25 protein-coding genes and 1 tRNA gene are annotated in these 25,658 nt (G+C 59.3%); 17 read left to right on the top strand and 9 right to left on the bottom strand.

Going from position 1 to position 25,658, the window contains the following annotated elements; all coding sequences use genetic code 11:
- Nucleotides 1-93: 93 nt before the first annotated feature.
- Nucleotides 94-717, bottom strand: a complete 624-nt coding sequence (locus HMPREF2751_RS04845) for an arsenate-mycothiol transferase ArsC (protein WP_016422948.1) — start codon at nucleotides 715-717, stop codon at nucleotides 94-96.
- 189 nt (nucleotides 718-906) lie between these two features.
- Here HMPREF2751_RS04845 and hisH point away from each other — a divergent pair, with 189 nt between their 5' ends.
- The 12 genes from hisH to pyk all read left to right on the top strand — a co-directional run bounded on the left by hisH (nucleotide 907) and on the right by pyk (nucleotide 12,381).
- Complete coding sequence (gene hisH, locus HMPREF2751_RS04840; protein WP_016422947.1) at nucleotides 907-1,605, top strand: imidazole glycerol phosphate synthase subunit HisH; 699 nt, start codon at nucleotides 907-909, stop codon at nucleotides 1,603-1,605.
- A 148-nt stretch (nucleotides 1,606-1,753) separates the two neighbouring features.
- Nucleotides 1,754-2,488 (top strand): bifunctional 1-(5-phosphoribosyl)-5-((5-phosphoribosylamino)methylideneamino)imidazole-4-carboxamide isomerase/phosphoribosylanthranilate isomerase PriA, encoded by a 735-nt coding sequence (gene priA / locus HMPREF2751_RS04835; protein WP_016422946.1) that lies wholly within the window; start codon nucleotides 1,754-1,756, stop codon nucleotides 2,486-2,488.
- Between the two features lie 102 nt (nucleotides 2,489-2,590).
- Nucleotides 2,591-3,403 (top strand): inositol monophosphatase family protein, encoded by an 813-nt coding sequence (locus HMPREF2751_RS04830; RefSeq protein ID WP_005510274.1) that lies wholly within the window; start codon nucleotides 2,591-2,593, stop codon nucleotides 3,401-3,403.
- An 84-nt stretch (nucleotides 3,404-3,487) separates the two neighbouring features.
- The gene (hisF, locus tag HMPREF2751_RS04825) at nucleotides 3,488-4,264 is read left to right on the top strand and encodes an imidazole glycerol phosphate synthase subunit HisF (protein ID WP_016422945.1); all 777 of its coding nucleotides are present in this window, start codon (nucleotides 3,488-3,490) and stop codon (nucleotides 4,262-4,264) included.
- On the top strand, nucleotides 4,261-4,659 hold the full coding sequence (gene hisI / locus HMPREF2751_RS04820) for a phosphoribosyl-AMP cyclohydrolase (RefSeq protein WP_048734633.1): 399 nt from the start codon (nucleotides 4,261-4,263) through the stop codon (nucleotides 4,657-4,659). Before hisF ends, hisI begins: the two co-directional genes overlap by 4 nt.
- Before the next feature lie 111 nt (nucleotides 4,660-4,770).
- Nucleotides 4,771-6,315 carry an anthranilate synthase component I gene (locus tag HMPREF2751_RS04815; protein ID WP_049193970.1) on the top strand — a complete coding sequence of 515 codons (1,545 nt, stop codon included), beginning with the start codon at nucleotides 4,771-4,773 and terminating at the stop codon, nucleotides 6,313-6,315.
- A gap of 7 nt (nucleotides 6,316-6,322) precedes the next feature.
- Nucleotides 6,323-6,973 carry a TIGR02234 family membrane protein gene (locus HMPREF2751_RS04810; protein ID WP_049182100.1) on the top strand — a complete coding sequence of 217 codons (651 nt, stop codon included), beginning with the start codon at nucleotides 6,323-6,325 and terminating at the stop codon, nucleotides 6,971-6,973.
- Between the two features lie 4 nt (nucleotides 6,974-6,977).
- The gene (gene trpC, locus HMPREF2751_RS04805; RefSeq protein WP_016422942.1) at nucleotides 6,978-7,784 is read left to right on the top strand and encodes an indole-3-glycerol phosphate synthase TrpC; all 807 of its coding nucleotides are present in this window, start codon (nucleotides 6,978-6,980) and stop codon (nucleotides 7,782-7,784) included.
- 147 nt (nucleotides 7,785-7,931) lie between these two features.
- Nucleotides 7,932-9,221: a tryptophan synthase subunit beta gene (trpB, locus tag HMPREF2751_RS04800; RefSeq protein ID WP_080985634.1), complete on the top strand. Its 1,290-nt coding sequence runs from the start codon at nucleotides 7,932-7,934 to the stop codon at nucleotides 9,219-9,221.
- Nucleotides 9,222-10,001 carry a tryptophan synthase subunit alpha gene (gene trpA, locus HMPREF2751_RS04795; protein WP_049193968.1) on the top strand — a complete coding sequence of 260 codons (780 nt, stop codon included), beginning with the start codon at nucleotides 9,222-9,224 and terminating at the stop codon, nucleotides 9,999-10,001.
- Nucleotides 10,002-10,008: 7 nt separating this feature from the next.
- Nucleotides 10,009-10,932: a prolipoprotein diacylglyceryl transferase gene (lgt, locus tag HMPREF2751_RS04790; RefSeq protein ID WP_070595586.1), complete on the top strand. Its 924-nt coding sequence runs from the start codon at nucleotides 10,009-10,011 to the stop codon at nucleotides 10,930-10,932.
- 33 nt (nucleotides 10,933-10,965) lie between these two features.
- Entirely contained in the window at nucleotides 10,966-12,381 is a 1,416-nt protein-coding gene (pyk, locus tag HMPREF2751_RS04785) for a pyruvate kinase (protein WP_016422938.1), read from the top strand.
- A 139-nt stretch (nucleotides 12,382-12,520) separates the two neighbouring features.
- Here the strand turns inward: pyk and HMPREF2751_RS04780 are convergent, their stop codons facing one another.
- Nucleotides 12,521-13,798, bottom strand: coding sequence for an amidohydrolase (locus HMPREF2751_RS04780; RefSeq protein ID WP_049193967.1), 1,278 nt, complete (start codon nucleotides 13,796-13,798; stop codon nucleotides 12,521-12,523).
- Nucleotides 13,799-13,841: 43 nt separating this feature from the next.
- Nucleotides 13,842-15,191 carry a DUF4921 family protein gene (locus HMPREF2751_RS04775; protein WP_070429591.1) on the bottom strand — a complete coding sequence of 450 codons (1,350 nt, stop codon included), beginning with the start codon at nucleotides 15,189-15,191 and terminating at the stop codon, nucleotides 13,842-13,844.
- Nucleotides 15,192-15,301: 110 nt separating this feature from the next.
- Here HMPREF2751_RS04775 and HMPREF2751_RS04770 point away from each other — a divergent pair, with 110 nt between their 5' ends.
- The 3 genes from HMPREF2751_RS04770 to HMPREF2751_RS04760 all read left to right on the top strand — a co-directional run bounded on the left by HMPREF2751_RS04770 (nucleotide 15,302) and on the right by HMPREF2751_RS04760 (nucleotide 18,131).
- Nucleotides 15,302-15,685: a hypothetical protein gene (locus tag HMPREF2751_RS04770; RefSeq protein ID WP_042388759.1), complete on the top strand. Its 384-nt coding sequence runs from the start codon at nucleotides 15,302-15,304 to the stop codon at nucleotides 15,683-15,685.
- A gap of 255 nt (nucleotides 15,686-15,940) precedes the next feature.
- Complete coding sequence (gdhA, locus tag HMPREF2751_RS04765; protein WP_016422934.1) at nucleotides 15,941-17,284, top strand: NADP-specific glutamate dehydrogenase; 1,344 nt, start codon at nucleotides 15,941-15,943, stop codon at nucleotides 17,282-17,284.
- An 85-nt stretch (nucleotides 17,285-17,369) separates the two neighbouring features.
- Entirely contained in the window at nucleotides 17,370-18,131 is a 762-nt protein-coding gene (locus HMPREF2751_RS04760; protein WP_070595584.1) for a sulfite exporter TauE/SafE family protein, read from the top strand.
- Between the two features lie 8 nt (nucleotides 18,132-18,139).
- On the opposite strand, the gene ehuA is transcribed toward HMPREF2751_RS04760, so the two are convergent.
- From ehuA to HMPREF2751_RS04740, 4 genes are all read right to left on the bottom strand, one after another.
- Nucleotides 18,140-18,913, bottom strand: coding sequence for an ectoine/hydroxyectoine ABC transporter ATP-binding protein EhuA (gene ehuA, locus HMPREF2751_RS04755; RefSeq protein WP_016422932.1), 774 nt, complete (start codon nucleotides 18,911-18,913; stop codon nucleotides 18,140-18,142).
- Nucleotides 18,914-19,831, bottom strand: coding sequence for an amino acid ABC transporter permease (locus HMPREF2751_RS04750; RefSeq protein ID WP_369707174.1), 918 nt, complete (start codon nucleotides 19,829-19,831; stop codon nucleotides 18,914-18,916).
- Nucleotides 19,832-19,894: 63 nt separating this feature from the next.
- Nucleotides 19,895-20,788 carry an ABC transporter substrate-binding protein gene (locus HMPREF2751_RS04745; RefSeq protein WP_016422930.1) on the bottom strand — a complete coding sequence of 298 codons (894 nt, stop codon included), beginning with the start codon at nucleotides 20,786-20,788 and terminating at the stop codon, nucleotides 19,895-19,897.
- A gap of 126 nt (nucleotides 20,789-20,914) precedes the next feature.
- Nucleotides 20,915-22,234, bottom strand: coding sequence for an NAD(P)-dependent malic enzyme (locus HMPREF2751_RS04740; protein ID WP_016422929.1), 1,320 nt, complete (start codon nucleotides 22,232-22,234; stop codon nucleotides 20,915-20,917).
- 757 nt (nucleotides 22,235-22,991) lie between these two features.
- Between HMPREF2751_RS04740 and HMPREF2751_RS04735 the strand changes: the two genes are divergently transcribed.
- Entirely contained in the window at nucleotides 22,992-23,750 is a 759-nt protein-coding gene (locus HMPREF2751_RS04735; protein WP_080969583.1) for an Ltp family lipoprotein, read from the top strand.
- A gap of 148 nt (nucleotides 23,751-23,898) precedes the next feature.
- Nucleotides 23,899-24,201, top strand: coding sequence for a hypothetical protein (locus HMPREF2751_RS04730; RefSeq protein WP_053087298.1), 303 nt, complete (start codon nucleotides 23,899-23,901; stop codon nucleotides 24,199-24,201).
- 275 nt (nucleotides 24,202-24,476) lie between these two features.
- On the opposite strand, the gene HMPREF2751_RS04725 is transcribed toward HMPREF2751_RS04730, so the two are convergent.
- Together HMPREF2751_RS04725 and HMPREF2751_RS04720 are read right to left on the bottom strand one after the other, a co-directional pair.
- A tRNA-Leu gene (locus HMPREF2751_RS04725) sits at nucleotides 24,477-24,550 on the bottom strand.
- Nucleotides 24,551-24,600: 50 nt separating this feature from the next.
- Complete coding sequence (locus HMPREF2751_RS04720; RefSeq protein WP_049170338.1) at nucleotides 24,601-25,578, bottom strand: DUF368 domain-containing protein; 978 nt, start codon at nucleotides 25,576-25,578, stop codon at nucleotides 24,601-24,603.
- Nucleotides 25,579-25,658: the final 80 nt, after the last annotated feature.

Here is a 25,658-nt window from a genome sequence, read left to right as displayed (position 1 = left end):
AGACGTTTGAAAAAGAGTGGCTGCGCAAGTTCTTGCGCAGCCACTCTTTTGGTTATTAGATGCAACCCCCGGTGTGGGGTCAGCCGTGCCTGTTTATGCGACGGCGACGTCCATCTCGGTGAAGAGAGCCCGCAGGCGGGTTTCGATATCGTCGATAAGCGACTGCAGCTCATCGTCTGTGAGACTGTCCGGATCTGCGACATCCCATTCCACGTAGCGGTCGCCGGGGACTGCTGGTGTCTCGTCGATGCCCATGAGCACGACAACATCGGCGCGGTGGGAAACGCGGGGAGTAATCGCCTTTTGGGTGAGGCGTGAGGTGTCCACGCCACGGTCGTGAAGAGCCGCGACGACGCGAGGGTTCAGGCCATCCTCTGGATTGAGGCCGATAGTGCGGATAAAGACTTCGTCACCAACCAGGTGGTAGGCCAGGGCAGTGGCAATCTGGCTACGGCCGGAACCGCGACTATCGGCAAAGAGAATCTCTTGGCGCGGGGCGAAGTCCTTGCATCCGCTCGCGGCCTTGATGCGTTCGGTGGCCTCGCGTTCGGCGAGGACGGGGAGGAAGTTAGTCACCTTCGCAGAGTTGGACAGCTCTGCAATGACATCGTCGAGGATGGAATCGATGGTCGCAGCATCGCAGGCTGCACCGTAGAGCCGGTGAAGGTCCTCGCGGACAATGGCAAATGATTTACTAAGAACGGATGCGGTAGTCATGGCGTCGGAGCCTCTCTGTGAAAAAGTAATCAGGGGTATTAGGGATAAATCAATAACTTAGTTAACCTGTTGTTAACCTTGAGTTTACCAAAGTATTCGGTAGTTGTATACCAGTGCTTCTGCCTATCCAGGCAGTTTTCTTGGGGTAAGTGGCAAACATCGATTCCCAGCGCCTTAAAATGTCCAACTATGGAACAAGTCTCACCTTCGACGAAGACCCCGACCGTTGCCATCCTTGATTACGGCTCCGGTAATTTGCGTTCAGCTGAGCGCGCTGTGGCCACCACGGGTGCCGAGGTTATTGTGACCGCCGATCCGAAGACCGTGATGGAGGCCGATGGTCTGCTCGTTCCCGGCGTCGGCGCCTATGCCGCATGCATGGAGGGTTTGCATCGAGTACAAGGGCCGCGCCTGATCGGCTCTCGACTCGCAGGTGGTCGACCAGTGATGGGAATCTGCGTCGGTATGCAGGTGCTCTTTGACCGCGGCGTCGAGTACGCCGACGGCATCCACGCAGCGGAGACCGACGCATCCGCAGCTGTCACCGGCACCCCGGGTTGTGGTGAATGGCCCGGTACTGTCGAGCGTCTCGAGGCGTCGATTCTGCCGCACATGGGCTGGAACACGGTTGAAGTACCGGAAGGCTCAAAGATGTTTAAGGGACTGGAAGATCAGCGTTTTTACTTCGTCCACTCCTACGGTGTGCGCAAGTGGGACCTTAATACGGATTCTCGCATCGCTCCGCCGCTGGTGACGTGGTCTGCCCACGAATCCGATCGGTTTATCGCAGCCGTGGAAAACGGTCCGCTGTGGGCCACGCAGTTCCACCCTGAGAAGTCTGGTGAAGCAGGGTTGAAGCTGCTGCAGAACTGGGTGGACACGCTGTAGTTGCCCAATCGGTAGTATCTGCCCTAACCGCACTACCTGGTAGGTGACGGAGTTTCGCCACCTAGACCACCTATACTGAGATAACTAGCAACAAGCATCGTTGTGACAATCGCCACAACGCCCAAAAGTCGAAGAGAGTAGAGCCCCCATGAGTTTGACCCTGCTGCCCGCTGTAGACGTAGCCGATGGCCAGGCTGTGCGCCTTGTTCAGGGTGCTGCTGGAACCGAGACTTCCTATGGTGCACCGCTGGAAGCTGCCATGAATTGGCAGAACGCAGGCGCTGAGTGGATCCACCTGGTCGACCTCGATGCCGCGTTCGGTCGCGGTTCGAACTACGACCTGCTTGCCGACGTGGTGGGCAAGCTCGACGTGAAGGTGGAGCTCTCCGGCGGTATCCGTGACAACGCTTCGCTCGAGGCTGCGCTGGCCACCGGCTGTGCCCGCGTCAATATTGGCACCGCCGCACTGGAGAATCCGGAGTGGTGCCGCGAGGTTATCGCCAACTACGGCGACCGTGTAGCCATTGGTCTGGATGTTCTTAACGAAGAGGGGCAGTGGCGCCTGCGCGGCCGCGGCTGGGTCTCCGACGGCGGTGACCTCTGGGAGGTGCTGGAGCGCCTGGATGCTCAGGGTGCATCCCGTTTCGTGGTGACTGACGTCTCCAAGGACGGCACCCTGCAGGGGCCGAATGTGGAACTGCTGCGCGAGGTCGCCGCTGCTACCGATGCTCCAATCGTCGCTTCTGGCGGTGTCAGCAGCCTGGACGACATTGCAGCTATTGCCACACTGGTCGATGAGGGCGTTGACTCCGCAATTGTGGGTAAGGCGCTCTACGCAGGGCGTTTCACCCTGGAAGAGGCCCTGGCAGTAGCTCGCGGCTAAAGAGAACACTTTCGTGGCCGGGCCGGGGAGACGTCGTCAAGCGAAAGCGTTAACGAGCAAACGGCACCCCGGCTGAGACGGCGGATGAAGGATTTAGAAAGTATGGATGCCCTGGAACCGCGGGCGATGCTCGCTATTGCTGAAGCGGCGCTCGATGAGGTCGAAGGCCTGTTCACGCAGCAGGTGGGCGCGGACCCGGTTGTCATGAAGCCGCGCGGAGATTTCGCGACGGAGACCGACCTGGAAATTGAGCGTCGTCTGCGCCAGCTCCTCACGCAGTATTCCGGCCTGCCCGTCTACGGCGAGGAATTCGGTGGCAAGGTTCCCGAGGAACATACCGCCTGGGTCATCGATCCGATTGACGGCACCACAAACTATTCCAACGGCTTTCCGCTGTGTGCCATGCTGCTCACGCTCATGCATGAGGGGGAGCCGGTGGTTGGAATTACCTCCATGCCTCTGCTGCGCCGTCGTATCACCGCAGCTAAAGGTGGCGGAACGTTCGTCAACGGCCGTCGCGTCAACATCGATGCCGAGGCCGGCCGCCCGGTTTCGATTGCCTTCGGCTCCGTCATTGCGAGTACCGACGGTACACTCCCGCGCAAGTGGCGCCAACTGCTGCTGTCAAAGGTGGGCGAGCGCTATCCAACGATTCGAATTACTGGCTCTGTCGGCGTGGACTTGGGCTCCACCGCGATGGGGGCATTCGGTGGCACGGTGACTTTCTCACCGCATGTGTGGGATAACGCAGCTGGTGTACTGCAGATTTCCGAAGCTGGTGGCGTGGTCACAGACTTGGCGGGCAATCCCTGGCGGCATGATTCCGTAGGCGTGCTGGCGGGAACTCGAGATGTTCATGCCACGCTGCGGTCGATTATTGACCAACTGGGTCGTCCGGAGACTTTCCGGAGCTAAACCGTGGGCGACGCCCCTGAGCTGGGTGGTTGCGCAAACCGTCGAGCCACAACTTTGAGCTAACACGAGGAGAACTTAAAAACTATGTCTCTGGCAGTACGCGTGATTCCTTGCCTGGATGTCAACGATGGGAGGGTCGTCAAGGGGGTCAACTTTGAGAATCTCCGTGATGCCGGCGATCCGGTGGAGCTGGCCCGCCGCTATGGTGAGGAGGGCGCTGATGAGCTGACCTTCCTGGACGTCACGGCTTCCAAGGATGGCCGTGGCACCATGCTCGACGTGGTGCGTCGCACCGCAAGTGAGGTCTTCATTCCGCTGACGGTCGGCGGTGGCGTGCGCAGCGTCGAGGATGTCGATCAGCTGCTCCGCGCCGGAGCTGACAAGGTCAGTGTCAATACCGCTGCGATCGCACGTCCAGAACTGCTCAGCGAGCTGTCGCGCCGCTTCGGTGCGCAGTGTGTCGTCCTGTCGGTGGATGCCCGCCGCGTTCCCGAGGGAGGCACGCCGCAGCCGTCGGGCTTCGAGGTGACGACGCACGGTGGTTCACGCTCGGCCGGGATTGACGCCGTCGAGTGGGCACGCCGTGGCGAGGAGCTCGGGGTCGGCGAGATTCTGCTGAACTCCATGGATGGCGACGGCACCAAGGATGGCTTCGACCTGGAGCTGCTGGAGAGAGTCCGCGCTGCCGTCGACGTCCCGGTGATCGCCTCTGGCGGTGCGGGCAAGGCAGAGCACTTCCCCCCGGCAGTGCGCGCCGGTGCCAACGCGGTTTTGGCCGCATCCATTTTCCACTTCGGCGAGGTCAGCATTGCTGAGGTTAAGGAAGAGATGGCCCGCGAGGGGATCGAGGTGCGCCAGTGACTGGTCTAGCCCCGGGCGCTGCAGCTCACGGCGCCGGAGACGATCCGCGTGAGTACACGCTCCCAGCAGATATCGCGAACATCGCCAAGTTCAACGCTGACGGCTTGATTCCGGCCATTGTGCAGGAAGAATCCACTGGTCGCGTGCTCATGATGGCATGGATGGATTCCCACGCGCTGGCGTACACCATCGCTACCAAGCGCGGCACTTACTGGTCGCGCTCCCGGTCCGAGTACTGGATTAAGGGGCTTACTAGTGGCCATTTCCAGACCGTGACATCGCTGGCGTTGGACTGTGATGGCGATACCGTGCTGATGCAGGTAGTGCAGGACGGCGCGGCATGCCACACTGGCTCGCATAGCTGCTTTGACGTGCATCCCGTGTTCGAGGGCTAATCAGTCGATCCGGGTTGCCGAGGTGGGGATTTCGTCGTCAAGCGCGCCCACCTCCGGTGAAGTCCGGGGTTAAGTGATGTGCAATCCGGGGTGCGTGGCACAATAGCGGCTATGACTCGTATCACCATGACCACGCGTGAGCGCTTTCGTGAACTGGCTGCACACCATCGGGTCGTGCCCGTGGTTCGCAAGGTTTTGGCGGACGGCGAAACGGCGCTGTCGGCCTACCGCAAGCTCGCGGCCGATCGTCCCGGCACTTTCTTGCTGGAGTCCTCCGATGTGGGGCAGTCGTGGTCGCGCTGGTCATTTATCGGTTGCGGCAGTCGTGCTGCGCTGACGGTGGATGATGCGGGGGAGGCAACCTGGATTGGTAATGCGCCGTCGGGTGCGCCAGAGGGCGGAAATCCGTTGGATGCTCTGCGTCGCACGCTGGAGCTGCTGCACACGGAGCTTCCGCTTGCCGACGATGCCTCGGTACCCAAGCTCACCTCTGGTCTCGTTGGCTACTTCGGGCATGACATTGTCCGCTACATCGAGCCACAGCTGCCGGATACCACTGACAATGATTTGCAGATTCCGGAGCTCATGCAGCTGCTGGTGGAGGATCTGGCTGCTTTTGACCACCACGAGGGCGTGCTGTGGCTGATTTCCAATGCTGTCAACTGGGACGGCTCGGATGAGCGGATTGACCAGGCGTATGACACCGCCTGTGACCGTGTCAATGCGATGGTGGAGCGGTTGTCAGAGCCTTCTGATCTGCGTCCGGCGGAAATTAGCTTCCCAGAGCCGGTGATTCGTCGCCAGCGCGCCGCCGACGACCACATGGATCGTATTGAGCGTTGTAAGGACCACATCCGAGCTGGTGATGCGTTCCAGATTGTGCTCTCGCAGCGGTTCGAGATGGACACGCAGGCGTCAGCTTTTGATATCTACCGCATCCTGCGGGTTTCCAATCCGTCGCCCTACATGTTCCTGGTCAACGTTCCAACCAAGGACTTCTCCGCTACCGCTTTTCAAATTGTCGGTTCCTCCCCGGAATCACTCGTGGCAGTTCAGGGCAGTGAGGTCATCACCAATCCCATCGCGGGCACACGTCCGCGCGGTGCCACGGTGGAGCAGGACAATGCGCTGGAAGCTGATTTGCTGGCAGACGAGAAGGAAAATAGTGAGCATCTGATGCTCGTTGATCTTGGCCGCAATGACCTCGGACGTGTCTGCCGCCCGGGCAGTGTAGTTGTGCACGACTTCCGTCATATTGAGCGCTACAGTCACGTTATGCATCTGGTCTCTACGGTCACCGGCGAGCTTTCCAGCGACGCCACTGCCGTCGACGCGTTCGCGGCCACCTTCCCAGCGGGAACGCTGTCGGGTGCGCCGAAGCCTTCCGCGCTGAGCATCATCGACAAGTTCGAAGACACGCGTCGGGGTGTTTACGGCGGCACTGTTGGATACTTTGACTTCCGGGGCAATACCGATCAGGCAATTGCCATCCGCACAGGTGTGAAGAAGGGCGATACGGTCTATGTTCAGGCTGGCGGCGGAATTGTCAGTGACTCTGACCCGGTGGCAGAGGATGAGGAGACCCGCAACAAGGCCGCGGCCGTGCTGCGAGCTGTCGCGGCAGCTGAGACACTAGTCCCAGCGGAAAGGAGCTAGGTTTTCGATGAAGTCGACAACGATGCTCTCCGGTGGCCTCATTGGTGTGGCCGCAGCGGGAATGTGGTTGTGCAGCCGTAGTGCGTGGCTGACGGTCGATACTGTTGATGACAAGTCCGGTCCAGCGACCACAGATTTGGTGGGCGCAGTCTGGGCTCCAGAGTTGACGTCGATTGCGCTGGCAATGGTGGCTGCACTGTTTGCCACCACCATTTTGGGCTCACTGGGGCGCCGTATTGTCGGTGGCCTCGCGGCGCTGCTCGCAGTTGCGGCGTCGTGGACTCCGATGACTCTGCTTGCCAGCGGAGAAGACGGGGTGGATTCCCAGCGGGCACTGGATTTGTTGACGTCGGGAAGCGCCTCACAGCGCGCCAGTGATGCGGTGACTGTGGCAGACTGGGCGCAGATCTCAGCGATTGAAGTGCATGCGATGGGGCCATCCCTGGCCTTGCTGTGCTGCGCATTGGCGCTGGTCGGGGCGGTATTGTTGGTGCGTCGACCGGGTACTGTGAAGAAGCAGAAGTCCAGCGCGTATGAGACCCCGGAGGTACGCCGTCAGCGTATCGCCGAGGACCTGGAGGAAGACCCACAGTCGGGTCGAGTTCTGTGGGATGCTTTGGATGCCGGTGTAGATCCTACGGATCTGGATAAGGAGTAAGGCCGTGGCTAACGTTCTGGACAAGATTATTGAGGGCGTGCGGGAAGATCTCGCTGCTCGGGAAGCCAAGATTTCCTACGGTGAAATCAAGGAGCTCTCGCTGAAGGCGCCGTCGCCGATTGATGCCGTGGCGGCACTGGCTAAGCCCGGGGTGCAGGTGATTGCAGAGGTCAAGCGTGCCTCTCCGTCGAAGGGAGAGCTGGCTGACATCCCTTCGCCGGAGGTCTTGGCGGCAGAGTACGAGCAGGGTGGCGCGGCTGTCATTTCCTGTCTGACTGAGGAGCGCCGCTTCCGCGGTTCGCTCGCCGACCTCGATGCCGTGCGCCGCGCGGTCAACATTCCAGTGCTGCGCAAGGATTTCATCGTCACTCCGTACCAGGTCCATGAGGCCCGCGCACACGGTGCCGACCTGGTGCTGCTGATGTGCTCCGCTTTGGATCAGCCGACGCTGGAATCCCTGCTGGATCGCACCGAGTCGCTTGGCATGAACGCTCTGGTTGAGGCGCACACCGAAGAAGAGGTCGAGCGTGCCGAGGCCGCTGGTGCCAAGATCCTCGGCATCAACGCCCGCAATCTAAAGACCCTCGACGTGGATCTCTCCGTGTACGAACGCCTTGCGCCGATGTTGCCGGATCATGTTGTGAAGGTGGCAGAGTCCGGTGTCAAGGGGCCGGAGGAACTGCGCTACTACGCCTCCCACGGCGCCGACGCGGTACTGGTGGGCGAGGGCCTGGTTACCGCGGGCAAGCCGGGTGAGGCTTGCCGACGTCTCGTTGCCGCCGGTGTCCACCCGACACTCCGCAGCGAGTAGTGATAGACCGCAGTTGCGATAAGCAGCTGTACCGCGCTGCGAACTGCGCCTAGTTTGGTTGCGTGTCACACCTGTTGTGCTGGCACACCACAGTTTCTTAGGCCTTATGTCCCCGCAACCGGTGGGGATAGTCCACAATAGATAACTGTGAGTGACCAAGATTTCAAGAATCATGATGCCCGCGGTGACCGCCTGCCCACGATGGGTGAGGTTATCGCGGAGACAACGAACCACGAATCAGATGCCATTGGGCACTGGGGTAAGTGGGGCGGCCAGTTTGTGCCGGAGGCGCTGATGGCCGTTATCGGTGAGGTCACCGATGGCTACGCGAAGGCCCGCGTTGATCAGGATTTTCTCGATGAGCTCGACCGGCTTCAGCGTACTTATGTCGGACGTCCCTCGCCGCTGTACTACGCGGAGAAGTTCTCCGCTGATATCGGCGCTGACGTCTGGCTCAAGCGCGAGGATTTGAATCACACCGGTAGCCACAAGATTAATAACGTCTTGGGGCAGGTTCTGCTTGCTAAGCGCATGGGCAAGAAGAACATCATTGCCGAGACCGGTGCCGGCCAGCACGGTGTCGCAACCGCGACTGCCTGTGCGCTGCTCGGCCTTAACTGCCGTATCTACATGGGCAAGGTCGACGCAATCCGCCAGCGCCTCAATATCGCCCGCATGCGCCTGCTTGGTGCCGAGGTTATCGAGGTCGAGATTGGTTCGAAGACTCTCAAGGACGCGATCAATGAGGCCATGCGTTTTTGGGTTTCACACGCCGATGACACCTACTACTGCTTCGGCACTGCAGCCGGCCCGCACCCGTTCCCAACAATGGTGCGCGACTTCCAGCGCATCATCAGCGCCGAGGCACGCCAGCAGATCCTCGCGGAGACCGGCTCGCTTCCCGACGCTGTCGTGGCGTGTGTCGGCGGCGGTTCTAATGCGATCGGCGCGTTCCACCACTTCATCGATGATGAATCGGTTCGACTGATTGGCGCTGAAGCTGGCGGTGACGGTGTTGAGACCGGTCGCCATGCAGCACCGATTTCGGCCGCCGGTAATCCGGGGGTGTTCCAGGGCTCCTTCGCCGCCCTGATGCAGAACGAGGACGGCCAGATTACAGAGTCTCATTCGATTTCCGCGGGTCTGGATTACCCGGGCGTGGGCCCGGAGCACTCTTACCTGGCTGATATTGATCGCGCGTCCTACCTGCCGGTGACCGATACCCAGGCGATGCAGGCATTCCAGGACCTGACTCGGATGGAGGGCATCCTGCCCGCTATCGAGTCCGCACACGCGGTGGCTGCCGCCCGACTCATCAGCGGTGAACTGAATGAAGAGCTGGGCCGTAAGCCGCTGATTATTGTCAATGTTTCCGGTCGCGGTGACAAGGATGTCGACACCGCTGCTAAGTGGTTTGATCTGATGGAGGAGTCCTAAATGAGTCTGAGTGACGTCTTTGACAAGGTCCGTGAGGAAAACCGCGCAGCATTCATCGGCTACTACCCAGCGGGTTTCCCGACCACCGATAAGTCGATTGAGAACATCAAGGCGATTGTCGACGCTGGCGCCGACATCATCGAGGTCGGCCTGCCTTTCTCCGACCCGATGATGGATGGCCCAACCATTCAGGATGCCGCCAACGTGGCTCTGGATGCGGGCTTCCGTACCCGTGAGATTATGCGGGTGGTTCGCGAAGTCACCGAGCACGGCGGTACCTGTGTGGTCATGAGCTACTGGAATCCGATTCTCCAGTATGGTCCGGAGCGTTTCGCCAAGGACTTGGCCGCCGCTGGTGGTCGTGGCACCATCATCCCGGATCTTATCCCCGAGGAGGCCGGCCAATGGCAGCGTGCAGCTGAGGCCAATGGTCTGTCCAACATCATGTTGGTGGCCCCGTCATCGACCAACGAGCGTCTGCAGCTAACTGCCACCGCGTCGACCGGCTTCGTCTACGCCACCAGCCACATGGGTGTCACAGGTGCCCAGGCTAGCGTCGACTCGGCCGCCGGCAAATTGGTTGCCCGCACGCGCGAGGTCACCGATACACCGGTGTGCGTCGGTTTGGGTGTCTCCAATGGGGCACAGGCCGCGGAGATTGCCGAGTTTGCGGATGGCGTAATCGTTGGCTCGGCACTGATCAAGGCCGCGATGAAGAGCACCGATGACCTGGTAACGCTCGCCCGTGAACTCGCCGCGGGCGTACGAGGAGAGAGCTAGCGCATTTATGAGTTCCACCCTTGTTCTCGCTGAAACTGCAACGACGTATCTGGCCAACATTCCCTCTCCGCCGCAGGGGGTGTGGCAGTTAGGACCGCTACCACTGCGTGGTTACGCGATTTCCATCTTGGTTGGCGTACTCGTCGGCATTTATTGGATGCAGCGCCGCTACGCGGCCAGGGGTGGAGACCCGGAGTTAGTCCTCGACATTGCCATTGCGGTTATTCCTGCGGGCATTATCGGCGGCCGTCTCTACCACGTCGCCACTGACTGGGAGAAGTACTTCGGCCTCGGCGCCAATCCCGCCGATGCACTGAAAATCACCAATGGTGGCCTCGGCATCTGGGGAGCGGTGGCGCTGGGGGTGCTGGCCGCGTGGGCGGTCGCTAAGTGGCGAAAGGTGCCGTTTGCGCCAGTTCTTGACGCGGCCGCACCCGCGATCATCCTTGGACAGGCCATTGGGCGTCTGGGCAATTGGTTCAACCAGGAACTCTACGGTGGCCCAACGTCACTTCCGTGGGGTCTGGAAATTTACCAACGAGTTGATGAGTTTGGTCGGGTTACCCCTGTCACCGGAACGTCGACAGGCGAAGTGCTGGCCGTGGTGCATCCAACGTTTCTCTACGAGATGGTGTGGAACGTCCTCGCCTGTCTGGTCATTGTGTGGGCGGACCGAAAGTTCAAGATGGGCGGCGGGCGCGTCTTTGCGCTCTATGTCGCGGCCTACACTTTGGGGCGTTTCTTCATTGAACTCATGCGCGTCGATGACGCAACGCTGATATTCGGTGTGCGTATTAATAACATCACGTCGCTCGTGGTCTTTTTCTGCGCTGTCATTGCTTTGTGGATTCTGCGGGCCAAGAGCCGCGAAACCGCAGCTGAAGTCAGGGGAGAGCGCGAGGCTGCTGAAGCTCACAGTGCTTCCAACTGACGCATAGCCCGTTAAGGGACTAGGCTGGAGGCCGTGCTTAGACGAACGAAGATTGTATGTACCCTCGGTCCAGCAGTTGCTTCGCTGGAGGGGATTACCGGGCTGGTCAACGCCGGCATGGATGTTGCCCGCCTGAATTTCTCTCACGGTGAGCATGAGGACCACGCTCAGAACTACCACTGGGTGCGTGAAGCATCCGACGCTACGGGACATGCCGTCGGTATTCTCGCCGACTTGCAGGGACCAAAGATTCGCCTCGGTCGTTTTAAGGAAGGCTCGACGTATTGGGCTGACGGCGAGATTGTCCGCATCACCGTCGACGATGTCGAAGGCACGCACGACCGCGTCTCCACCACGTACAAGAATCTCGCTGACGATGCCCGTCCGGGCGATCGCCTGCTTGTCGACGATGGCAAGGTGGGCCTGGAGTGCATCGAGGTAGATGGCAACGATGTGGTGTGCCGTGTCATCGAGGGCGGTCCGGTCTCGAACAACAAGGGTGTTTCCCTGCCGGGGATGAACATCTCGGTGCCGGCTCTGTCGGAGAAGGATATCGCCGACCTGCGCTTCGCTCTGAAGCTGGGAGTCGACTTCATCGCGCTGTCCTTCGTCCGTTCGCCTTCCGACGTCGAACTGGTCCATGCGGTCATGGATGAGGTTGGCCGTCGTGTCCCGATTATCGCCAAGCTGGAGAAGCCAGAGGCAGTCGAGTCTCTCGAGGCCATCATCCTGGCTTTCGATGCCGTGATGGTCGCCCGTGGTGACCTTGGTGTTGAGGTGCCGTTGGAAGATGTTCCGCTGGTTCAGAAGCGCGCTATTCAGATTGCCCGCGAGAACGCCAAGCCGGTCATCGTCGCCACCCAGATGCTCGACTCCATGATTTCGAACTCGCGCCCGACTCGTGCGGAGGCCTCCGACGTGGCCAACGCTGTGCTCGATGGCGCAGATGCCGTGATGCTCTCGGGTGAGACCTCGGTTGGTAAGTACCCGCAGTCCACGGTTAAGACCATGGCTCGCATCGTCACCGCCGCTGAGCGCGAGGGGGAAGTTCCTGCGCTGACCCACATGCCTCGCACGAAGCGTGGTGTGATTTCCTACGCAGCTCGCGATATCGGTGAGCGCTTGAATGCCCGCGCTATGGTTGCTTTCACCACCTCGGGTGATACCGCTCGCCGTGTGGCACGCTTGCACTCTCGCCTGCCGCTGCTGGTATTCACTCCGAATCAGCAGGTTCGTTCGCAGCTTGCGCTGACGTGGGGTGCGGAGACCTTCTTGGTGCGCGAGGTTAACAGCACGGATGAGATCATGCAGGTCATCGATGAGCAGCTCTTGACCATGGAAAACTACAACGCTGGCGACACGCTGGTCGTTGTTGCTGGTACCCCTCCAGGAAATGAGGGCAATACCAACATGATTCACGTCCACGTTATTGGCGAGGACGCTCGCTAGCTCTCTGGCGCGTTTGAAAAAGCCGGTAAGTCCTTTTGGGGCTTACCGGCTTTTTGTAAGAGCCTTTCGACCTGGGCTGTCGGGCTGTTTGGTGGGATCTTTGCGCTGTGCGCGGTGGCAAGCGGCCGGCACGCAGCTCTTACTTTGCCAAGTAGGACAGTACGGCGGCAGCGGCGGCAGAAGTCGCGGAGGTAGCCGTCGGCTCGAAGTCCGGCAGGAATGTCGGCATGTGATTCGACGGTACGTCTTCGACCACGCGGTCGGCAGCAACGGCGGCTTCCCACGTATCCCGAGGTGTGGCGCCAACGGTCCAGTAGACATATGGGCAGTTCAGTCCACGCGGCAGGTCTGAGAAGTCCTCCGATGCGGTCCACGGCACAGCATCGGTGGAATCGTCGCCGAGCACAGCGTCCATGACCGGGCGAATCGTGGCAAACGCCTCCGGATCATTGTCAGTGACTTCGCCGTGATCGGAGTACTCAATCACAGGCTCAACCTCAGTGCCGGAAGCCAGGCATTCGCCACGAACAACGCGCTCAATGCCCGCAATGAGCTTCGCGCGCACATCGTTGGAGTAGTAGCGAATATTCAGCACAATCTTGGCCTGACCGGGGATTGTGTTATTCGAATTGCCGGACTGCAGCGTGCCGACGGACAAAACACCAAACTCGTGGGGAGGAATCTCGCGCCCCACAATTCCTTGCAAGCGCAGAACGATTGCGGCAGCCAAGTACGTCGGGTCAATGGCGTTGTGCGGCATAGATCCATGTGCGGAGCGACCTGTCAGCGTGATGCTAATGGTGTCACAGCCAGCAAGTGCCGGGCCGGGCATGGTCATTACCTGACCTGCGGGGCCGGGAACAATGTGCTGGCCGAAGCACACATCTGGGGTGGGGATGAGGTCTGCCAGGCCGTCGTCAATCATAGCCTGTGCACCACAGGCCAGTTCCTCGGCGGGCTGGAACAGGGCAATGAAAGTACCCGACCACTCAGACTTAGTTGCTGCCATCAGGCTAGCCAGACCAAGACCGGCCGTCATGTGCATGTCATGGCCACAGGCGTGCATGACGGCGGTGGCAGAACCATCGCGGGCGGTACCGGTGGCAGAGGAAGCGAAGTCCACACCGGTTTCCTCGAACACCGGAAGCGCATCGATATCAGCGCGGAACAGCACGGTAGGGCCGGGGCCATTTTCCATGACACCAACGAGGCCGTGACCACCGATTCCCTCATACACCGTGTAAGTGCCCATGTCGCGAAGAGCACCGGCCAGATACGCGGCAGTTTTCTCCTCCGCCTGAGATAGCTCCGGGTGCTGGTGCAGGTAACGGTAGATTTCCCACTGCCTGTCCAATGGCACTCGATGAGTGGCGATGAGGTCGCGAATGCGGCTCAGTCGTGCTTCATTGTTGCTCACCTGGATTAAGACTCCTAACTCCTCTCTACTCTGTGCCAGAGAACTACAGTCGCGACCCGTCTTCGACGAGCGGGTTGTACTTCAGCGAGTTTGGCTGGCACTGGCACTCGGTCGCAATGTGAATGCTGTCCGAAATCTTTCCGGTCTCCCGTAAACGGTACATCTCCGGGACAACGCGGTCGCGCAGATCCCATGGGGAGATGGTGTTCAGATAAATCTTGGTGCCACCTTCAAAACCGGCCAAATTTGAGGTGCGCCACTTAATCATTACGCGCCACGGCATGCGGGCATCCAAATCGACAGGGCGGTGGTGCCATTCCTCGTTACACGGAATGGTGGGCCCGGCAGCGGCATGACATGCGTGAATCAGGTCCGACATTGCGTCTATCTCAGCCCGGGTTTGCAGCCACGGTTCGCAGACATCCGACTTCGAGAAGATCTCCAGCGTCGGGTAGCGGTGTCCGAATCCTGCGAAAGCCACCGCGTGCTCGTTTTCCGCAATAACCAGGTTGTGGCGGGCCGCATAGTCCACTGCGTATTCGTTGTAGATATTCGGGTTCTTGCGCACCGCCTGCACTTCGCGCTTGAGCTGCTCGCCGTGCTCATCGATGGCCACAAGCTGCTTGTGCAAGTGATCGAAGCTTGCGCCTGCCGGTTTCAGCCAGTTTTGGAAAGCGGCCACATAACGCACGTAGCGGTTCCGTCGGTACAGGTCAGCAATCGACTCGACGGTAAACGCAATGAGTGCGCGGTGCTCGGCAACGCTCAATGTGCCAGAAGAAGCCAGCTGGTTATCGTGGGTAGCGGCGTCGACAAAGTGGCGACGGGCAACAATCACATCGTGGCCGCCGGCGAAATAGCTTGGGGCGCGGCGCAGCAATTCCTCGTCGGAAAGCGCGTTGATTTCCTCTTCACTGCGTCCAGCGGCGCGGTATCGCGTGCGAATGATGTTGAGCACGTGCTCGCGGCCCTTCGGGTCATCGAGGTAGGCCTCCATACGTTGCTGAGTTTCGCGGTCGGGCTCGAAGCCATAGTTTTCCGACCAATAGTCATAGGAGACGATCTCGAACAGGTTGGGCACGCGGCGGAACTCCGCAGTGGTGTCGAAAAGCTGGTCGGGCAGCACTCCCGTCACCGTGCTGTAGCCGCCGAATACCGATTCGTCGAGGACAACGCGGGCCTTCTCCGGCGGGGTTTGCAGCAGGTTGTTCCAGCCAAAGGAGTCGCGGGATCCAAAATCCTCCTCGCTCAATGGCTGCGGATCCGTGTGCTTAATTCCCAACGGCCGATTGCCACGACCTGGGACTGTCCATACCTGGGTACCGGAAAAAGGATTGACTTGCTTCACCGTGCCGTCGGCAAGCGTGATGAGGGGATTGCTGAAAGCCTGCATAAGTCCAACACTACGTCTTTGCTGCCGGTCGGCGCGCCAACGTAGGGGGACAGGGCTTGACGACGGTTAGCTATTGTCTGGCCGTCTCGCGTGGCTTAGCCTGTGAAGTTATGTCGAAGATTGTTTTTCACTGCCTGGTGAAGCCGACCGAATCGGAGGCGCTGGCCGAGGCATTTCGTACCAAGTTGAGTGAGTTTGACCGCGCCGGGCGAATTAGTGACGTGGATGTTTCGGTGGCGTCGGCGGACACGGACGCGCAGTTGGTGGAGCAGTGGGAGCGTGAGAACCCGAAGGAGCCGTTGGGGGATAGGAAGGTATTCCGTTATCTCTTGAGCTTCGATCAGCACGGCGGTTCTCTCAATGAACTCGCTATGGACCTCTCTGAGCTACTGACTCCGCGTGCAGAATTGCCCCCGGACCCAGTGCTGCGTGAGTTCGACGAAATGCTCGAATCTGTTGCGACGTATCCCTGGAATGTTGCCGTATTTAGGTAATATCCTACCTAATTCGTGAAAAGTGTAAGCCTCCACAGAGTCAGTGATTGGCTTGGCCAACGGGTGTAGCGCGAATCGCTACGAGTTTTCCCAGCAATATGCCGTTGTATAATTATGTCCGCTTCAATATCTACAGTTGCCCAGTCCTTGTGCACACAACCTGTGCCACCGAGTTACGGCAACCGGAAAGTGGTTTACAACCGCTGACGGTTTGTTCTTCGTGGGCGCCATAATGGTTTCGCAGAGAGGTTTATTTTGAATATCGAGCAGAAGGTTTCGGGACTCTATGACCAGATTCTCACCCGAAACGCCGGTGAGCCGGAGTTCCACCAGGCAGTGGCAGAAGTTCTGGAGTCGCTGAAGGTCGTCCTGGAAAAGGACCCACACTACGGTGACTACGGCTTGGTTCAGCGTCTGTGTGAGCCGGAGCGTCAGATCATTTTCCGCGTGCCGTGGGTCGATGACCAGGGGAAGGTCCAGGTCAACCGTGGCTTCCGTGTTCAATTCAACTCTGTGCTGGGCCCGTACAAGGGTGGTCTGCGCTTCCACCCGAGCGTGAACCTCGGCATCATTAAGTTCCTGGGCTTCGAGCAGATCTTCAAGAACTCCCTGACCGGCCTGCCGATCGGTGGCGGCAAGGGTGGCTCCGACTTTGATCCGAAGGGCAAGTCCGAGCTAGAAATCATGCGCTTCTGCCAGTCGTTCATGACTGAGCTGCACCGCCACATCGGTGAGTACCGTGACGTCCCGGCCGGTGACATCGGCGTCGGCGGCCGCGAGATTGGCTACCTGTTCGGTCAGTACCGCCGTATGGCCAACCAGCACGAGTCCGGCGTTCTCACCGGTAAGGGCCTGACCTGGGGCGGTTCCCTGGTTCGTACCGAGGCCACCGGTTACGGCTGTGTCTACTTCACTGAAGAGATGATGAAGGCCAACGGTGCTGACATCAACGGTGCCAAGGTCATCGTTTCCGGTTCCGGTAACGTCGCCATCTACGCCATTAAGAAGGCTCAGGAGCTCGGCGCTACCGTCGTCGGTTTCTCTGACTCTTCCGGTTACGTCTCCACCCCGAACGGTGTCGACGTCGAGCTGCTGAAGGAAATCAAGGAAGTTCGTCGTGCTCGCGTCTCCGAGTACGTCGCTGAGGCTGAGGGCGCTGAGTTCCACGAGGGTGGCAACATCTGGGAGCTCAAGGCTGATGTCGCACTGCCGTGTGCAACTCAGAATGAGCTCAATGGCGAGTCCGCCAAGCTGCTGGTCGACAACGGCTGCCGCTTCGTTGCTGAGGGCGCAAACATGCCGTCCACCCCGGAGGCTATCGAGGTCTTCAAGGCCAACGGTGTCCACTTTGCGCCGGGCAAGGCTGCCAATGCCGGTGGTGTTGCTACCTCCGCTCTGGAGATGCAGCAGAACGCTACCCGCGATTCCTGGTCCTTCTCCTACACCGATGAGCGCCTGAAGCGCATCATGACCAACATCTTCAAGAACTGCGAAACCACCGCCGCTGAGTACGATCACGAGGGTAACTACGTGCTCGGTGCCAACATCGCAGGCTTCAAGAAGGTCGCTAACGCAATGCTGGCTCAGGGCGTCATCTAGTCTGCTAACGTTTCCGCTTTACGACGGATCCTCGGCGACCCCGCCCGTCGAAAAGCCAAAAAGCCCACGCTGTAAACTCCCTCCTATGGAGTTATCAGTGTGGGCTTTTGTCTTTATCGTGGCAACGATTTTCATCGGGGCTCTGATGCAGCGAATAGCCGGTATGGGACTCGGACTGTTGGGAGGTCCGGTCCTCTCACTGGTTGCAGGTCCCGTAGCAGGAATTTTGATTATTAACGTGCTCGCATCGGTCAATGCGATCATGCAGACCATCTCGGTGCGAGAGAACGTCGATTGGAAGAAGTTCTGGCTGATTGGCCCGGTGATGGCCTTAGGTGCGCTGCCAGGCGCCTGGGTGGTTCACAACACGCCCAGCGGGCCACTCCAGGTTCTGGTCGGCGGGCTCGTGCTACTCGCGCTGCTAGTGACATCCTTTATGCCTCAGCGCATGCGTGTCGACGGCCCACAATACGCCGTTGCCTCAGGCGTGGCCGGCGGTTTTATGAATACCCTGGCCGGCATTGCGGGCCCAGCCATTACCGTTTACGCACAGGCTTCCCGTTGGCCAGCGCAGACATTTGCAGCCACCCTGCAACCGCTCTTCTTTGTTTCCGGCGCGTTGTCCTTGCTGTTCAAGGAAATCAGCGGTGACGTATCTGTCTTCGCCACCACACCGGCTATCCTCTGGCCGCTGTGTTTGGTTGCCATGATTGTGGGTATATTTTTGGGCACTCGCGTTTCCCGACGAGTGCCCATTGTGCAAGCCCGAAAGCTCGCGGTCATTCTGGCGACTACCGGCGCGGCAGTCACTATGTTTCGCGGAATCTCCGCAACTTTTGGCGCTTAGGCTTGCTGTTACTTCAACAGCGAAGACAGGAAGTTGCGGGTGCGCTCGTGCTGCGGATTACCCAGCACCTCATCCGGGGTGCCTTTCTCCACGACCACGCCGTCAGCCATAAACACGACCTGGTCGGCGACTTCGCGGGCAAAGCCCATCTCGTGCGTCACGACGACCATGGTCATGCCCTTATCGGCCAGACCACGCATGACGTTGAGAACCTCACCGACGAGCTCGGGGTCAAGAGCGGAAGTCGGCTCATCGAAGAGCATTAGCTTCGGCTCCATGGCCAGGGCTCGAGCAATGGCAACACGCTGCTGCTGACCGCCCGAGAGCTGAACAGGGTAGGCATCGGCCTTGTGAGCCAGACCAACAGTCTCCAGCAGCTCCATGGCACGCTTTTCAGCCTGCTCCTGAGAGACGCCCTTTACCAGCACTGGTGCCTCGGTGATATTTCCCAGCACCGTGCGGTGCGGGAACAGGTTGAAGTTCTGGAACACCATGCCGATATCGCGACGCTGACGGGCAGCTTCTGCGGCGGAAATTTCGTAGAGGCTGCCGTTCTTTTCGCGGTAGCCAATCAGGGAACCGTCGACGTAGAGACGGCCGGCATTGACCTTCTCCAGGTGGTTGATGCAGCGCAGCAGTGTGGACTTACCGGAGCCCGAAGGCCCAATGAGGCAGGTAACCGTACCGCGTGGAACTTCCAGGTCGATGCCCTTGAGGACCTCGAGACGGCCGAAGTTCTTCCGAACCTTTTGCGCCTCAACCATCAAATCTTTGGTAGTCATTTACTGCGGATCCTCTCGGTAGAAGTGCTCTTCGTCCTTATCGACAACGCGAGCATTTGCAAGCGGCACACCTTCGGCGTCGGCAAGCGCGGCCAGCTGGCGGGCGGTGAGCTGACGGGTAGCGCCGCGGGCGAAGTAGCGCTCAAGGTAGAACTGTCCGACCATCAGAATTGATGTGATGACCAAGTACCAGGTGGCGGCGACAAGCAGCATCGGCACCGGCAGGAACAGCGCATTGGCGATGTCCGTGGAGCGGCCGTAGAGTTCCAGCGAGAACGGCACTGCGATGACCAGCGAAGTGGTCTTCAGCAGGGAGATGAACTCGTTGCCCGTCGGCGGGATGATGATGCGCATAGCCTGTGGCAAGATGGTGCGGCGGACAGTCTGCCACCAGCTCATACCCAGTGCCTTCGATGCTTCGGTCTGGCCCTCCGGGACAGCCTGGATGCCGGCACGGACAATTTCAGCCATGTATGCGGACTCATTCAAGCCGAGACCGACGAACGCTAACACAAAGGTATTGGACAGGACAGTGCTGAGATCAACCTCGGCAACGCCCAGGTCAATCGTCGAGTAGATAGTGCCGAGGAGGCCCCAAAAGACCAGCTGCACGTAGACCGGAGTTCCTCGGAAAACCCACAGGTAGAACCAAGCAACAGTGGACAGCACGGGGTTGTCCGACATTCGGAGTACGGCGACGATGGCACCGCCGACGATACCGATGAGCATGGCCAGGACCGTTAGTGCAATGGTCCAGCCAGCGGCAGCGGCGATTCGTGTGTCGAACAGGTACTGGAAGTAAACATCCCAGTGGTAGGCCTCGTTGCGGGCGGCACCGATGATGAACCACAGGAAGAGCACAAGCAGCACTGCTGCGGTGATCCAGCGACCCGGGTGCGGCAGCGGTTTGGCCTTAATTTCTTCGTTGAGTTCCGCCTGTGTGGCCTCGTAGCGGGCGCCAGACGCAGATGAGTCGCTCACTTAAAGTTCCTCTCCGTTAATAGTGGCGCGTTCCAAAGCACCGTCTTCCAAACCCCATGTGGTCAGGATTTGCTTGTACTGGCCGTTGTCGATGAGGTACTGCAGCGCCTGCTGGAGTACTGGGCCGAGTTCTGAATCCTTCGGAATAGCGAAGCCGAACGGGGCACCATCGTAGATATCTCCGGCAAGTTCGAGTTTGCCCTCAGAACGATTGACCGCGTAGGCACTGACTGGTGAGTCAGCTGCCAGCGCGTCAGCACGCCCCAGCACCACGGTGGTAGCTGCGGTACCAGCATCCTGGTAGGCCAATTTGTTAATTGGTGGCAAACCGCGATCCAGACAATCCTGATTCTTTACCGGCAGGTCCTCCATGTCAGCGACGGTATTGCGCTGAACAGCGACAGTTTTGCCACAGTAGTTGTCGGAGCTGGCGTCGCTGCCCGGGCGACGTGCCCACTGCAGGCCGGTATCCAGGTAGTCGACGAAGTCGTAGGTCTTGCGGCGCTCCTCGTTTGAGGTGAAGCCGGAGGCACCAACATCAACTGCGCCGGCCGACAGGGCCGGCAGAATCAGTGCGAAATCCTGTTCTTGGATTTCCAGCCGCAGATCCAGGACGCTGGCCATGGCCCGCATGAGGTCAATGTCGAATCCGATGATGGAACCGGCGGAATCCTTAAACTCTGCCGGGGCGAATGTTGGGTTGGTGCCGATGCGCAATACTTCGCGCTTACGAAGATCTGCTGGGACCTGTTTCGCCAGTTCGGGGACCGCTGCCGGTTTGATCTCTGACCAGCCCTCGGGGTTACCGCTTTCGTCATTGGTGACGCAGCCTGTAAGCCCTAAGAACAAGGTCGCAGTCAGCGTGGCAGCCGCCAATGCGATGGGTCTTTTCATATCTGAATATGTTACCTAGGCACAGGAATACCTTAAATTCGGTACCCCTATTCAGCTGCGTCTTAGGCTGGTGCAGGAAAACCGCACACTTTTCAGACTTCCCGGGGAATAGTCAGCGCCGGTTTTCTAGTTCGCTTCAGCTGCAGCAAAGCCATTGCCAGTGACGTCGAGCGGGCCGACCGCGCCGGAGGCCGGGTCGCTCAGCGCAGCATCGCGGACAGCCTTCGCCACGGCCGGCATGACGCGCGAATCCAGCGCCGACGGGATAATGCGGTCGGCACTCAGGTCTTCTACGCCAACATTTGCAATGGCCTGAGTAGCAGCCAGCTTCATGGCCTCGGTGATCCGTTTGGCACCCGCCTCCAGTGCGCCACGGAACAGACCCGGGAAGGCCAGCACATTATTAATCTGGTTCGGATGATCCGAGCGGCCAGTGGCCACGACGGCTCCGTACTTGCGGGCGACTTCCATCGGAATCTCCGGAATCGGGTTGGCCAGCGAGAACAGAATCGGGTCAGCGGCCATTTGGCTAATCGCATCCTCGCCGATACGGCCGGCAGAGACGCCGATGAACACGTTAGCGTCGACAAGCGCATCGTTGATCGAGCCGGTGATACCGCGTGGGTTAGTCATGCCGGCGACCCACTGCTTGATGTCGCTCAGTGGCTCGCGGTCCGGGTGGATGATGCCGCGCGAATCGACGACGACGATGTCGGACACGCCAGCGGACAGCAGCATCTTCGTCGCAGCGACACCAGCGGCACCAGCGCCGGAGATGACCACGCGGAGATCCTGGAAGCTGCGACCTGTCAGCTTGCAGGCGTTGATCAGGCCGGCGGCGATGACGATGGCGGTGCCGTGCTGGTCGTCGTGGAAGATGGGGATGTCGAGCTCTTGGTCGAGACGCTGCTCGATCTCGAAGCAGCGAGGCGCGGAGATGTCTTCGAGGTTCACTCCGCCAAACGACGGCGCCAGCGCCTTGACCGTCTGGATGATTTCCTCTGTATTGAGGGTATCCAGGACGATTGGCACAGCGGAGATGCCGGCGAACTGCTCGAAGAGCTGGGCTTTTCCTTCCATCACCGGTAGCGCGGCCTTGGGCCCGATGTCGCCAAGGCCAAGCACGGCGGTGCCGTCGGAAACCACTGCGACGTTCTGGCCGGTCCAGGTGTAGGTGCGGGCCAGAGCCGGATCTTCGTGGATGGCCTCACAGACGCGAGCGACACCTGGGGTGTAGCCGATGGAGAGGTCGCGAATTGTCTCGAGCTTCATGGTGGAGTGGGAGCGGAGCTTGCCGCCTCGGTGTGCCTCAAAGATTTCCGCATCGGTGATGGTCGACGGATCTGTGGGGGCGGTGTCCTCCGGTACTGCGTGAAGTGGCGTCTTAGCGGAGTTCGCGTTCGCAGTGTGGGCGGAGGAGCTAGAGGGGGAATTCGCAGCAGGCATGATGACAGTCCAAAACGTGTTGAGTACTGAGTACTTTGTACTTTGAGAAAACTCGACCGCGGCGTGAGCTGCTGGTGGGCAGTGCGTAAAGCCGGGAGCAAAGCTTGGCAGGTGATACGTAGTGGTGTGCGTAAAAACTAAACCAGTCTTGCTATACGGGATTGGTATCTCATTATATGGACAGTGGGGTGGAAAATAAAATCTTTGCGGTTGGGGGAGCGGGGATTTGGGAAGTGTCGTGGGGCTGGCGGCCGCGGGCGTGATGCCGGAACCCCGGCTTTTGCCGAGTTCGACGAGTCCTGCCATGGCATCGTTTGTGTTAAGGGCTACTCAGCTGCGTCGTTTGTGATGAAGGTGTGCATCGAGCTTGCTCGGAAGCATCTTTGTTAGGAAGTGCCTTCGGTGGGGTGTCTATGTGCTGTCGGGTTCCATATGGGCGGCTGTCGTTGGAGGGGCTCCATGCCTTGGCCGCTTTTGGCCTTCTATTGGTTTGGAAAATGTTGGCGATATTATTTGCCGATATTGAGTAAGCGCTGGCCGGGGTTGAAGGTTAGTTTTTAAAGAGATTAACCAGTTCCAAGCCCTGTTCTATGGGGTAGAGGCCTGGTTTTTTCTTACCTTCAGTGGTGCCTTATGGTTCGCGAATCGAAAATGTTTGTGTAGTGCGGAAAGTTGAATCCGGAGTTCCTGGGATAGTTCCAACTGACGACAGAGAGCTGTTCGTTTATTGCAACTTCTACGCAGGAGGCTTCTTACGATGTCCGATTCCACTTTCCCCCAGAACCCGCAGAGTCCACAGAACCCGTATGGCTCCCAGAATCCGTACGGCTCCCAGAATCCGCAGGATTCGCTGGGGCAGCAGTCCTACCAGCACAGCCCGCAGGATCCGCTCGGCCAGCAGCCCTACCCGCAGGGTCCGTCGGCAGCGGGGCAGATGCCTCCGGCTCCGAAAGAAAAGAAGAAGGGTGGCTGCTTCAAATGGGGTGGTATTGCCGCGGGCGCTGTCGTGGTCCTCGCTGTGGCGGCCAGCTTGACTGGTGGCGGTGACACTGAGTCGGGTTCCGATTCTGAAGCTGCATCTCTCTTTGGTTCGGAGACTGCCGTTGCGGCTGATTCTGGGACTGTTGAGAATGCCGATTTCGCTGAGTCTTCCGAGGCAGGTGTAGATGAGCAGCAAGGTCAGACGGGGGAGCAGCAAAAGCAGGATGAGAAGGTCCCGACCGAATACAAGAATGCTCTCCGCAAGGCAGAGATTTACGCGAATCGCATGCACATGTCGAAGGCCGGTATTTATGATCAGCTGACCTCGGAGTACGGCGAGAAGTTCTCACCGGAGGCAGCCCAGTATGCAATGGACAATCTCGATGCGGACTGGAATAAGAACGCACTGGAAAAGGCGAGAATCTACCAGGATTCGATGGCGATGTCCCCGGATGCGGTTTACGAGCAGCTGACGTCGGAATACGGCGAGCAGTTTACTCCGGAGGAAGCTCAGTACGCGGTGGATAACCTGTAGCAGCGGGCTTCGTTTGTTGATGACGCCAATTGGCCAGAGTCCAGTTGGATGCCTGCTGCAAAAGAACGGCTTCCGCTTCACCAGAATGCATTTGCTGCACACTGAACGGCTGCTGGTGAAGCGGAAACCGTCTCGGCAGTTTTAATGCGTGACCGGGCAGTTGAGCGAGTGTCTGCAGCACAACTTCGGCGCGGTACAATTCGTGCCGTTTATCAACCGCGCCCGCATCGGCGACCGCGGCGGCAAATCAGAAGTAACCGCGGCACTGCGCCGCTACGCAGTCGCAGCCACCTATCTTGCAGAAGACATCGCTGAGTTTCGAGTCTCCATCATAGAAGAGCAGCGGCAAGCTTTGTTGAGTGGGATGTCCGAGTACGTCGATGGCGATGAAGAAGTTTTCAGAGCGTATGCTCGCCTGTTGAAATCAACGGACTCAAAAGCCATGGAGTAGCCACATTCGCGGGGTGCGAGTCCCCGCCATGGCACTGCCCCGTTCACTCAATCGGTAGTGGCGGGGTTTTCTTATGCCCAAAAACAGATTCACCCAGGAGTTAACGCAGGATTCAGCAGGCAATACGTGGCTCTTTTTTGGCTCATTTTTGGTGCAAAATACCCGTGAAAGTACGTGAAAGTGCGTGAAAAAGAGTGAAAGATAGTGAATACGCAGACAAGCAAAAACCCGCCCCCACCAGGCTAAAAGCCAGGTGAAAGCGGGTTTTCAAATCGTGCCCCCGGTGAGACTCGAACTCACACTGGACGGGTTTTGAATCCGTTGCCTCTGCCAATTGGGCTACAGGGGCGCAAAGCCGTCGATAAGCGAAAATGCTCTATCGAAGCGACTTTGACTAGTTTAGTCCATCGACCCCGAATTAGAAAAACGGCGCTGCGCATAAGCGACGACGCTGACGATTGCGGCGCCGAGAATGAACAGTCCGAGGGCGAGTCCCCAGTCGGAGCCGATGCCCTGGAGCTCGTTGTTTTCGGTCTGCCACGGCCAGAGAGCGCGCAGTGAACCGAGCATGAGGCCGGACATGGCGACCAACGTGAGCGCCTGGTGCGTACTCAGCAGCCATTCGAGGAAGCGGATGAACAGGACGATGCCAATCAGCGCGCCGACGAAGAAAGTGCCGATGTAGGCGAAGTCGCGGTCGTGAATTGCGCCCATGGTCGGTGCGTAGAGTCCGATGACCAGCAGGAAGAAAGAGCCCGAAACGCCCGGCAGAACCAGCGCGCACACGGCAATCGAGGCGGCGATGAGTACGAGCCAGAGAGGCGGCTGCGTCGGTGCGGCCTGGGGGAGGGAGGTCAGCGCGAACAGGGCGATGCTGAAGAACAGGAAGACAGCGATGGCCTTGCCGCGCATGCCCGGCTGACGCAGAGCACCCGGCTGTAGCTCGTTCAGCGGCATGGTGATCGAGGCGGCGATCATGCCCATGAACAGTGCTCGAGAAGCGACTGGTTGGTTGGTGACGAAGTTCTCCATGACGCCTGCCATGGAGAAGACCACGGCAACCATGCCGATAGCCACCGGGATGAGCAGCCACCAGTCGATTCTGCGAAGGTCCTCCTTGAAGGTGCCCTTCGACATTGCCCGCGGCAGGTCGGTGATGCGCTTGGCCGATTCAATCAGGCGTCCGTAGATGCCCGTGATCAGCGCAAGGGTTCCGCCGGAGACCCCCGGAATCGTCTCGGCGAGACCAATGAGGCCACCGCGAACTGCGTTGGCGATGACACCCAGCGGGGTCGGCTTCGGGATTTCAGAGTAGGGGCTCGTGGTCGGCAGCGTGGTCGACTCTGCGCCAGGAGCGCTCGTATTTTCAGTAGACATCGCAGGCCATTGTATGTCTTCCACCTGAGAAGAAGCGTATTTCCGTGTGTGTATTAGTGGCTTCGGGGTGCGATTAAGGA

The sequence above is a fragment of the Corynebacterium sp. HMSC063G05 genome (genome assembly GCF_001810555.1).
Lineage (GTDB): Bacteria > Actinomycetota > Actinomycetes > Mycobacteriales > Mycobacteriaceae > Corynebacterium > Corynebacterium jeikeium_D.
The sequence above is the reverse complement of the archived record's forward strand: the minus strand, read 5'-3'. Positions and strand labels throughout refer to the sequence as shown.

Excerpts from the sequence above, each read along its gene's own strand:
- HMPREF2751_RS04720 (WP_049170338.1), bottom strand. The coding sequence starts at position 25,578 with ATGTCTACTGAAAATACGAGCGCTCCTGGCGCAGAGTCGACCACGCTG.
- priA (WP_016422946.1), top strand. The coding sequence starts at position 1,754 with ATGAGTTTGACCCTGCTGCCCGCTGTAGACGTAGCCGATGGCCAGGCT.
- hisF (WP_016422945.1), top strand. The coding sequence starts at position 3,488 with ATGTCTCTGGCAGTACGCGTGATTCCTTGCCTGGATGTCAACGATGGG.
- HMPREF2751_RS04740 (WP_016422929.1), bottom strand. The coding sequence starts at position 22,234 with ATGCCTGCTGCGAATTCCCCCTCTAGCTCCTCCGCCCACACTGCGAAC.
- hisH (WP_016422947.1), top strand. The coding sequence starts at position 907 with ATGGAACAAGTCTCACCTTCGACGAAGACCCCGACCGTTGCCATCCTT.
- HMPREF2751_RS04830 (WP_005510274.1), top strand. The coding sequence starts at position 2,591 with ATGGATGCCCTGGAACCGCGGGCGATGCTCGCTATTGCTGAAGCGGCG.
- ehuA (WP_016422932.1), bottom strand. The coding sequence starts at position 18,913 with ATGACTACCAAAGATTTGATGGTTGAGGCGCAAAAGGTTCGGAAGAAC.
- HMPREF2751_RS04745 (WP_016422930.1), bottom strand. The coding sequence starts at position 20,788 with ATGAAAAGACCCATCGCATTGGCGGCTGCCACGCTGACTGCGACCTTG.
- HMPREF2751_RS04815 (WP_049193970.1), top strand. The coding sequence starts at position 4,771 with ATGACTCGTATCACCATGACCACGCGTGAGCGCTTTCGTGAACTGGCT.
- HMPREF2751_RS04770 (WP_042388759.1), top strand. The coding sequence starts at position 15,302 with ATGTCGAAGATTGTTTTTCACTGCCTGGTGAAGCCGACCGAATCGGAG.
- HMPREF2751_RS04775 (WP_070429591.1), bottom strand. The coding sequence starts at position 15,191 with ATGCAGGCTTTCAGCAATCCCCTCATCACGCTTGCCGACGGCACGGTG.
- trpA (WP_049193968.1), top strand. The coding sequence starts at position 9,222 with ATGAGTCTGAGTGACGTCTTTGACAAGGTCCGTGAGGAAAACCGCGCA.
- lgt (WP_070595586.1), top strand. The coding sequence starts at position 10,009 with ATGAGTTCCACCCTTGTTCTCGCTGAAACTGCAACGACGTATCTGGCC.
- HMPREF2751_RS04760 (WP_070595584.1), top strand. The coding sequence starts at position 17,370 with ATGGAGTTATCAGTGTGGGCTTTTGTCTTTATCGTGGCAACGATTTTC.
- HMPREF2751_RS04735 (WP_080969583.1), top strand. The coding sequence starts at position 22,992 with ATGTCCGATTCCACTTTCCCCCAGAACCCGCAGAGTCCACAGAACCCG.
- HMPREF2751_RS04810 (WP_049182100.1), top strand. The coding sequence starts at position 6,323 with ATGAAGTCGACAACGATGCTCTCCGGTGGCCTCATTGGTGTGGCCGCA.
- HMPREF2751_RS04845 (WP_016422948.1), bottom strand. The coding sequence starts at position 717 with ATGACTACCGCATCCGTTCTTAGTAAATCATTTGCCATTGTCCGCGAG.